The organism is Stenotrophomonas sp. YJH_SMC_91, assembly GCF_059368495.1.
The window spans coordinates 802,818-811,802 of sequence record NZ_JCAFRT010000001.1 but is presented as its reverse complement, the minus strand read 5'-3'; the positions used below and the strand labels follow the sequence as shown (position 1 = coordinate 811,802).

Annotated in this window: 7 protein-coding genes; 5 read left to right on the top strand and 2 right to left on the bottom strand. The window is 66.3% G+C overall.

Going from position 1 to position 8,985, the window contains the following annotated elements; genetic code table 11:
* The first annotated feature begins 298 nt into the window (after positions 1-298).
* From AC5P5X_RS03615 to lpdA, 5 genes are all read left to right on the top strand, one after another.
* A complete protein-coding gene (locus AC5P5X_RS03615) occupies positions 299-1,714 on the top strand; it encodes a ribosomal protein uL16 3-hydroxylase (protein ID WP_033833952.1) in 1,416 nt (471 codons plus the stop codon).
* Between the two features lie 8 nt (positions 1,715-1,722).
* Positions 1,723-2,619 carry a GNAT family N-acetyltransferase gene (locus tag AC5P5X_RS03610; RefSeq protein WP_024956655.1) on the top strand — a complete coding sequence of 299 codons (897 nt, stop codon included), beginning with the start codon at positions 1,723-1,725 and terminating at the stop codon, positions 2,617-2,619.
* 186 nt (positions 2,620-2,805) lie between these two features.
* A complete protein-coding gene (locus AC5P5X_RS03605; protein WP_005413939.1) occupies positions 2,806-5,637 on the top strand; it encodes a 2-oxoglutarate dehydrogenase E1 component in 2,832 nt (943 codons plus the stop codon).
* Positions 5,638-5,677: 40 nt separating this feature from the next.
* On the top strand, positions 5,678-6,874 hold the full coding sequence (gene sucB / locus AC5P5X_RS03600) for a dihydrolipoyllysine-residue succinyltransferase (RefSeq protein ID WP_049472821.1): 1,197 nt from the start codon (positions 5,678-5,680) through the stop codon (positions 6,872-6,874).
* A 63-nt stretch (positions 6,875-6,937) separates the two neighbouring features.
* Positions 6,938-8,374 (top strand): dihydrolipoyl dehydrogenase, encoded by a 1,437-nt coding sequence (lpdA, locus tag AC5P5X_RS03595; RefSeq protein ID WP_005410273.1) that lies wholly within the window; start codon positions 6,938-6,940, stop codon positions 8,372-8,374.
* A 113-nt stretch (positions 8,375-8,487) separates the two neighbouring features.
* Here lpdA and AC5P5X_RS03590 read toward each other — a convergent pair whose 3' ends face one another.
* Positions 8,488-8,736: a hypothetical protein gene (locus tag AC5P5X_RS03590; protein WP_043034714.1), complete on the bottom strand. Its 249-nt coding sequence runs from the start codon at positions 8,734-8,736 to the stop codon at positions 8,488-8,490.
* Positions 8,733-8,945 (bottom strand): hypothetical protein, encoded by a 213-nt coding sequence (locus tag AC5P5X_RS03585; protein ID WP_005410275.1) that lies wholly within the window; start codon positions 8,943-8,945, stop codon positions 8,733-8,735. The genes AC5P5X_RS03590 and AC5P5X_RS03585 overlap by 4 nt, the downstream gene beginning before the upstream one ends.
* Between the last annotated feature and the right edge of the window lie 40 nt (positions 8,946-8,985).

Sequence of the window (8,985 nt, the reverse complement as noted above, 5' to 3'; positions counted from 1 at the left end):
GAAGTGCTCGACTATGGACGGTCAAACGGGCATTTTTATGGTGGTTCATCCGGGCTCTTTGGGGTCTGGAGAGGTGTGGTAACCACCATTTTCCAAAGATGTCCCGGATGAACAACGTACAGAGAGATCACAACTAACAGTTGACCCTACCCAGATGTCGCCACGAGGGGCTCCGCCGTTGGCCGGACACCCCGCGACAAACCTGCGCACGTGCGCAATCCCCACGAACGGCGGACAATGGAGATCTCAGGCGGCCCGCTGCGCCGCCCCTCCCGCTTTCCGCTGCAAGGATTCCCCCATGGCCGCCCGCAAGTCCTCCGCCCCCCTGATCGAAGTCACCGCCCGCCCCGGCCAGCCGCTGGGCATGGCGCCGGCCACCTTCCTGCGCGACTTCTGGCAGAAGCGCCCGCTGCTGATCCGCAACGCCTTCCCCGACTTCCAGACCCCGGTGCAGCCGGAAGACCTGGCCGGGCTGGCCTGCGAAGAAGGCGTGCTGGCGCGCCTGATCGAGCACGACAAGACCCAGGACGGCTGGCGCGTGCGTACCGGCCCGTTCCAGGAAGACGTGTTCCCCGCCCTGCCCGACCATGACTGGACCCTGCTGGTACAGGACGTGGACAAGTGGGACCCGGACGTGCGCGCCCTGATCGAGCACTTCAGCTTCCTGCCGCGCTGGCGCATGGATGACGTGATGATCAGCTTCGCCGCCACCGGCGGCTCGGTCGGCGCCCATGTCGACCAGTACGACGTATTCCTGCTGCAGGCCCACGGCCACCGCCGCTGGCAGATCGATGCCAGCGAATCGATCAAGGGCAGGCAGCCGCCGCTGGGCTTCCGCCCCGACGTGGAGCTGAAGCTGCTGAAGGTGTTCAAGCCCACCCACGACTGGGTGCTGGCGCCGGGCGACATGCTCTACCTGCCGCCGAACGTGCCGCACCACGGCGTCGCCGAAGACCCCTGCCTGACCTTCTCCTTCGGCATGCGCGCGCCATCGTCGGCCGAACTGATCAGCGACTACCTGGACACCCTGATTGCCGATGCCGACGAGAACATCCGCTACCAGGATGCCGACCTGAAGGTGCCGGCCGACCCGAACGAGATCGACACGGTGGCGATGGCGCGGGTGATCACCGCGCTCAACGCCATCCGTATGAACGATCCGGACAAGCTGGGCGACTGGTTCGGCCGTTTCATCACCACCTACCGTGCGGCCGGCGAAGTGATGGCTCACCAGGCCGCACCGGCACTGGAGGAAGTGGTCCAGGCCCTGGCCTCGGGCCTGCTGCTGCAGCGTCATCCGTGGGCACGCCTGGCCTGGCGCCGGGCCAAGCGCGGCGCCAGCCTGTACGTCAGTGGCCAGGACTTCGCGCTGCCGGTGAAGGACGCGCAGCGCCTGGCCGGCGCCGAGCAGCTCGATGCCGCCGCCTATCGCGGCCTGTCCGACAAGGGCCGCGCGGTGGTCCAGCAGCTGTTGGTCGGTGGCGTGTTCCAGCTGATCGATCCGAACGAGGTGTATGACGCTGAAGATGAGGATGACGGCGAAGACGCCGTGGTGCTCGGCGAAGTGGTTGAAGGCCGTGACCGTGTCGACGCGATCGACGCCGAGGCGGTGTCCGACGATGTCCACACCGTGACCGTGCACGACGACGGCATCGAGGTCATCGTCAACTTCGAGGATCACGACGAAGACGACAGCGACGACGGTCGCGCCTGAGCCCTGCCATGGTCCGGGTCCAGCAGGTCAGCCACGCCGACGCCCACGTCGCCATCCACGACGTGCGCCAACGCGTGTTCGTGCAGGAACAGGGCATCGCCGCCGAGCTGGAACGCGATGCGCTGGACCCGCTCAGCGCCCATGTGCTGGCGCTGGACAGTGACAACCAGCCGGTCGGCACCGGTCGGCTGGCCCCGGACGGCCGCATCGGCCGCATGGCGGTGCTGGCCAGCCATCGCAGCCACGGGGTCGGTGAGGCCCTGCTGGAGGCACTGGTCGAGGCCGGGCGCAGGCTCGGCCTGGCCGAGCTGCACCTGCACGCCCAGCTGCCCGCCCGCGATTTCTATGCCCGCCAGGGCTTCCTGCCGGAAGGCGAGGTATTCGAGGAGGCCGGCATCGGCCACCAGCAGATGCGACGCCGGTTGGGCGCGGCCAGTGCCATCGACAGCCGCGAGCAGGCGGTGGCCATCACCACGGCCATCGTCCACCGCGCCCGCCGCCAAGTGTGGCTGCACAGCCGTCAGCTGGACCCGGGACTGCTCGACGCGCCGCCGGTACAGGCCGCCCTGCGCCGCTTCGTCACCGCCCGCCACGACAAGCAGCTGCGGGTGATCGTGCACGACGCCGCCGCCATCGCGTCTGCCGGGGCACCGCTGCTGGCCTTGGCCCAGCGCCTGCCCAGCGTGATCCAGTTCCGCGAGGTCACCGACCCGATCGACCGTGCGTTGGCTTCGGCCTGCCTGCTCAACGACGCCGGCGACTTCTACTTTCGTCTGATCGGTCATCGCCTCGACGGCGAGGCAGGCGTCGCGCTGCCTGCACGTTCGCAGCCGTTCGAGCAGCAATTGCAGCGGGTCTGGGACCGTTCGCGCGATTGCAGCGAACTGCGTGCGCTCGGCATCTGAGTGGGTACCGCCCACTCAACCTGTCTGGAAGCGGCACCGGGGGACCCGGGATGCCCGTTCTGGTGCCCCTTCCTGTCCGGATGGGGGTACAATTTGGCTGTTTGAACGCGCCCGCGCAGGGCTATTCATCTTCCTGCCGGGTCCTTCTGAAGCCATACCCCACAAAGCGAATCAACACCCTCCATCGTGGACAATCAACTGAAGCAGTTTGCGCAATCTTCGCAGCTCGCCGGCGGCAACGCCTCCTATGTCGAGGACCTGTACGAGCAGTACCTGGTCTCCCCGGACAGTGTCGATCCCAAATGGAAGACCTACTTCGACGGCTTCAAGGGCCGCGAAGCAGGCGACATTCCGCACTCGGCCGTCATCTCCCACATTGCGGACGCGGCCAAGGAAGCGCTGAAGGCCGGCACCGGCAACGGTGCGGGCGACGAGCGTGAACGTAATGTCGGTCGTCTGATCACCGCCTACCGCTCGCGCGGCCACCTGGACGCCCGCCTCGATCCGCTGGGCCTGGCCGCGCCGGTCAACACCCCGGACCTGGGCCTGCCGTTCCACAGCCTGTCCGATGCCGACCTCAACAGCGAGTTCAGCACCGGCGGCGTCGGTGGCCAGCCGCGCATGAAGCTGCGCGACCTGCTGGCACGCCTGAAGGCGACCTACACCGGCTCGATCGGTGCGGAGTTCATGCACATCTCCGAGGTCGAGCAGCGCCAGTGGATCTACAAGAAGCTGGAAGCAGCCGGCGGCAACTACCAGCTGGACGCTGACACCCAGCGCCGCACCCTGGAGCGCCTGACCGCGGCCGAAGGCCTGGAGCGCTACCTGCACACCAAGTACGTCGGCCAGAAGCGCTTCTCGCTGGAAGGCGGCGACTCGCTGATCCCGATGATGGACACCATCATCCGCAACGCCGGCAAGGATGGCGTCAAGGACGTGGTGATCGGCATGGCCCACCGCGGCCGCCTGAACGTGCTGGTCAACACCCTCGGCAAGAACCCGCGCAAGCTGTTCGACGAGTTCGAAGGCAAGTTCGAGCACGACGAGCACGCTTCTGCCGGCGACGTGAAGTACCACATGGGCTTCTCGGCCGACGTGGCTACCGACGGCGGCCCGGTGCACCTGGCGCTGGCGTTCAACCCGTCGCACCTGGAAATCGCCGACCCGGTCGTGGCCGGTTCCGTGCGTTCGCGCCAGGAGCGCCGCAAGGACACCGCACGCAAGCAGGTCATGCCGATCCTGATCCACGGCGATGCGGCCTTCTCGGGCCAGGGCGTGGTCATGGAGCTGTTCCAGATGTCGCAGGCCCGCGGCTTCGCCGTCGGCGGCACCGTGCACATCGTGGTCAACAACCAGGTCGGCTTCACCACCTCCAACCCGCTGGACACGCGCTCCACGCGCTACGCCACCGACGTGGCGAAGATGATCGCCGCCCCGGTGCTGCACGTGAACGGCGATGATCCGGAAGCGGTGGTGTTCGCCGCGCAGCTGGCCTTCGAGTTCCGCCAGAAGTTCGCCAAGGACGTGGTCATCGACCTGATGTGCTACCGCCGTTGGGGCCACAACGAGGCCGACGAGCCGGCGATCACCCAGCCGCTGATGTACCAGGTGATCCGCAAGCACCCGACCACCCGCGAGATGTACGCCGAGCAGCTGGAAAAGGCAGGCGTGATCGCTGCCGGTGCCGGCAAGGCGATGGTCGATGCCTACCGCGAGAAGCTCGATGCCGGTGAGGTGACCACCGAGCTGGCCAAGGTCGAGAAGACCCCGCCGACCAGCCCGCTGTTCGTCGATTGGCCGAAGCTGCTGGAAGGCAAGCTGTCCGACCCGGTCTCGACCAAGGTCGAGAAGAACAAGCTGGTCGAACTGGCCAAGCTGATCAACACCATTCCCGAAGACGTGCAGCTGCACTCGCGCGTGGCCAAGGTCTATGACGACCGCCGCAAGATGGCCGCCGGCGAGATCCCGGGCGACTGGGGCTTTGCCGAGAACCTGGCCTACGCCACCCTGCTCGACGAAGGCCACGCACTGCGCCTGGTCGGCCAGGACGTCGGTCGCGGTACGTTCACCCACCGCCACGCGATCCTGCACGACCAGAAGACCGACAACTACTACATGCCGCTGCGGCAGCTGGTGGATTCGCCGGAGAAGGCCACCGTCATCGATTCGCTGCTGAGCGAAGAAGCGGTGATGGCCTACGAGTACGGCTTCTCCACCACCGATCCGAACACGCTGTGCATCTGGGAGGGCCAGTTCGGCGACTTCGCCAACGGCGCCCAGGTGGTGATCGACCAGTTCATCGCCGCCGGTGAAGCCAAGTGGGGCCGCATTTCCGGCCTGACCCTGCTGCTGCCGCATGGCTATGAAGGGCAAGGTCCGGAGCACAGCTCGGCGCGCCTGGAGCGCTTCCTGCAGCTGTGTGCACTGGAGAACATGCTGGTGGTGGTTCCGTCCACCCCGGCACAGGCCTTCCACATGCTGCGCCGCCAGCTGCACCTGACCACCCGCAAGCCGCTGGTGGTGATGTCGCCGAAGTCGCTGCTGCGCCACAAGCTGGCCGTGTCGACCCTGGACGAACTGGCCAACGGCGAGTTCCAGCACCTGATCGGCGACGCCAGTGCGGACGCCAAGAAGGTCAAGCGCGTGGTGCTGTGCTCGGGCAAGGTCTACTACGACCTGCTGGAAGACCAGACCAAGCGTGGCCAGGACGACGTGGCGATCATCCGCGTGGAGCAGCTGTATCCGTTCCCGCGTGCGCTGCTGGCTGCCGAGCTGAAGAAGTACGGCAAGGCCACCGACGTGGTGTGGACGCAGGAAGAACCGCAGAACCAGGGTGCGTGGTACCAGATCCGCCACCACCTGCAGTTCTGCCTGGCCGACGGCCAGAACCTGCACTACGCCGGTCGCGCACGTTCGGCGTCGCCGGCTGCCGGTCACATGGCTGACCACGTCCGCGAACAGCAGCAGCTGATCGCCGACGCGCTGGTCAACCCGTTCAACGACACGTTCGCTGAATAATCCTCCCCCTATTTAGAAGACAAACCAGGAAGCTCCCGCAATGGCCACCGAAGTCAAAGCCCCGGTACTGCCCGAATCCGTCGCCGACGGCACCATCGCCACCTGGCACAAGAAGGTGGGCGACGCCGTCAAGCGCGACGAAAACCTGCTTGACCTGGAAACCGACAAGGTCGTCCTGGAAGTGCCGTCGCCGGTCGACGGCGTGCTGAAGGAAATCAAGTTCGCCGAAGGCTCGACCGTGACCTCCAGCCAGGTCGTGGCGATCATCGAGGAAGGCGCCGTGGCTGCTGCCCCGGCTCCGGCTGCCGAAGCCGCTCCGGCTGCAGCCGCTGCCCCGGCCGCTGCTGCTCCGGCCGCCGCCCCGGCCCCGGCCGCCAAGTCGGCCGCCGATGCGCTGCCGCCGGGCGCCCGCTTCACCGCCATCACCGAAGGCGTGAACCCGGCCGACGTCGACGGCACCGGCCGTCGCGGCGCGGTGACCAAGGAAGACATCGTCAACTTCGCCCGCAACGGCGGCGCCGGCAAGGCCGGTGGTGCACGTCCGGAAGAGCGCGTGCCGATGACCCGCATCCGCAAGCGCATTGCCGAGCGCCTGATGGAGTCGAAGAACTCCACCGCCATGCTGACCACCTTCAACGAAGTCGACCTGTCCAAGGTGTCGGCGGCGCGCAAGGAACTGCAGGACGAGTTCGTCAAGGCCCACGGCATCAAGCTGGGCTTCATGAGCTTCTTCGTGAAGGCCGCCGCCAACGCGCTGCAGCGCTTCCCGCTGGTCAACGCCTCGATCGACGGCGACGACATCATCTACCACGGCTACTCGGACATCTCGATCGCCGTCTCGACCGAAAAGGGCCTGGTCACCCCGGTCCTGCGCAATGTCGAGCGCATGTCGTTCGCCGACATCGAGAAGACCATCGCCGACTACGCCAAGAAGGCGCGTGACGGCAAGCTGGGCCTGGATGAACTGCAGGGCGGCACCTTCACCGTGACCAACGGCGGCACCTTCGGTTCGCTGCTGTCGACCCCGATCATCAACCCGCCGCAGAGCGCCATCCTGGGCATGCACGCCATCAAGGAGCGTCCGATCGCCCAGAACGGCCAGGTCGTGATCGCGCCGATGATGTACCTGGCGCTGTCGTACGACCACCGCATCATCGACGGCAAGGATTCGGTGCAGTTCCTGGTGGACATCAAGAACCAGCTGGAAAACCCGGGCCGCATGCTGTTCGGCCTGTAAGACACCTCCCGCCCCTCCGCGCCTGCGCGGAGGGGTTCTGGTAATGCATCAAGGAATAATTCAATGGCTGAACAATTCGACGTCGTCGTCATCGGTGCCGGCCCGGCCGGTTACCACGCTGCCATCCGCGCGGCCCAGCTGGGCCTGAAGACCGCCTGCATCGACGCGGCGCTGGGCAAGGACGGCAAGCCGGCCCTCGGCGGCACCTGCCTGCGCGTGGGCTGCATCCCGTCCAAGGCGCTGCTGGATTCCTCGCGCCAGTTCTGGAACATGGGCCACATCTTTGGCGACCACGGCATCAGCTTCAAGGATGCCAAGATCGACGTCGAGGCGATGGTTGGCCGCAAGGACAAGATCGTCAAGCAGTTCACCGGCGGCATCGGCATGCTGTTCAAGGCCAACAAGGTCGCTGCCTATTATGGTTTTGGCGAACTGCAGCCGGGCAACGTGGTCAAGGTCACCCAGCATGACGGTTCCATCGTCGAGCTGAAGGGCACCAACGTCATCATCGCGGCCGGTTCGGATTCGATCGAACTGCCGTTCGCCAAGTTCGACGGCGAGACCATCGTCGACAACGTCGGCGGCCTGGACTTCACCGAAGTGCCGAACCGCCTGGCGGTGATCGGCGCCGGCGTCATCGGCCTGGAACTGGGCAGCGTGTGGAAGCGCCTGGGCGCGGAAGTCACCATCCTCGAAGCCATGCCGGAGTTCCTGGCGGCTGCCGACGCCGAAGTGGCCAAGACCGCTGCCAAGGAATTCAAGAAGCAGGGCCTGGACATCAAGCTCAATGCCAAGGTTTCCAAGACCGAGATCACCGGCAAGGGCAAGAAGAAGGAAGTCATCGTCACCTACACCGACGCTGAAGGCGAAAAGACCCTGACCGTGGACAAGCTGCTGGTGGCCGTTGGCCGTCGCGCCGCCACCAAGGGCCTGCTGGCCGAAGGCACCGGCGTCAAGATCAACGAGCGCGGCCAGATCGAAGTCGACGCGCACTGCCACACCGGCGTCAACGGCGTGTGGGCGGTCGGCGACTGCGTGCGCGGCCCGATGCTGGCGCACAAGGGCTTCGAGGAAGGCATCGCGGTGGCTGAGCTGATCGCCGGCCTGCCGGGCCACGTCAACTTCGACACCATCCCGTGGGTCATCTACACCGAGCCGGAACTGGCGTGGGTCGGCAAGACCGAAGCCCAGCTGAAGGCCGAAGGCATCCCTTACAAGGCCGGCAGCTTCCCGTTCGCCGCCAACGGCCGTGCCGTGGCGATGATCGAGCCGGCGGGCTTCGTGAAGATCCTGGCCCATGCCGAAACCGATCGCATCCTCGGCATGCACCTGGTCGGCGCCAACGTCTCCGAACTGGTGCACGAAGGCGTGCTGACCATGGAGTTCAGCGGTTCGGCCGATGACCTGGCCCGCATCTGCCACGCCCACCCGTCGCTGTCGGAAGTGATCCACGACGCGGCGATGGCGGTCAGCAAGCGCGCCATCCACAAGGCGAACTGATCGTTCGCTGGTAGTGCCGGCCGCTGGCCGGCATCACCCGGATACGAAAAACCTCGCTTCGGCGGGGTTTTTTTGTTGCCCGTTTCCCTGTAGCGCAGAGCATGGGCTCGGCGCTACACCTTTCCAGCCGGCTTCTTCGGTGGATCCTCGCAGACCCTGTGCTGCACAACCGTATCGCCGACCTTCCATTCCTTCGCGACCCTGCAGCGCTCCTTGGCTTTCGGCGCAGAGACCGCCGCAGCATTGGCCTCGTCAGCCGCAGCGGTCTGCTGGCGTTCCAGCCACACCGAAGGCGGTGCTGGAGGTGCAGCCAGTACCGGGCCCGCCAACAGGACCAGTCCGACCAGCAACACAGCCCTCATGCCGCCACCGGGCCGCCGCCGAGCAGGCGCGCGGGCAGCATGAACAGCGCGCGCAGGAACGCAAACAGCGCCGAGAAGGTGATGCCGACCAGGCGGAACGGCAGGCTCAGCAGCCACACGAACGGCCAGGCGATCAGGGCGAGGATCGCCAGCGGCCAGCACAGCACGAACAGCAGGCACCACACACCGAGCGCGAACAGGGTCTTCATCACGGTCTCCTTGTGGCGGCACCTTGCCGCCTGCGGACAC

What these genes read in the sequence shown, in the direction of transcription:
- AC5P5X_RS03615 (WP_033833952.1), top strand. Translation starts at nt 299, where the DNA reads ATGGCCGCCCGCAAGTCCTCCGCCCCCCTGATCGAAGTCACCGCCCGC.
- AC5P5X_RS03610 (WP_024956655.1), top strand. Translation starts at nt 1,723, where the DNA reads ATGGTCCGGGTCCAGCAGGTCAGCCACGCCGACGCCCACGTCGCCATC.
- sucB (WP_049472821.1), top strand. Translation starts at nt 5,678, where the DNA reads ATGGCCACCGAAGTCAAAGCCCCGGTACTGCCCGAATCCGTCGCCGAC.
- lpdA (WP_005410273.1), top strand. Translation starts at nt 6,938, where the DNA reads ATGGCTGAACAATTCGACGTCGTCGTCATCGGTGCCGGCCCGGCCGGT.
- AC5P5X_RS03590 (WP_043034714.1), bottom strand. Translation starts at nt 8,736, where the DNA reads ATGAGGGCTGTGTTGCTGGTCGGACTGGTCCTGTTGGCGGGCCCGGTA.
- AC5P5X_RS03585 (WP_005410275.1), bottom strand. Translation starts at nt 8,945, where the DNA reads ATGAAGACCCTGTTCGCGCTCGGTGTGTGGTGCCTGCTGTTCGTGCTG.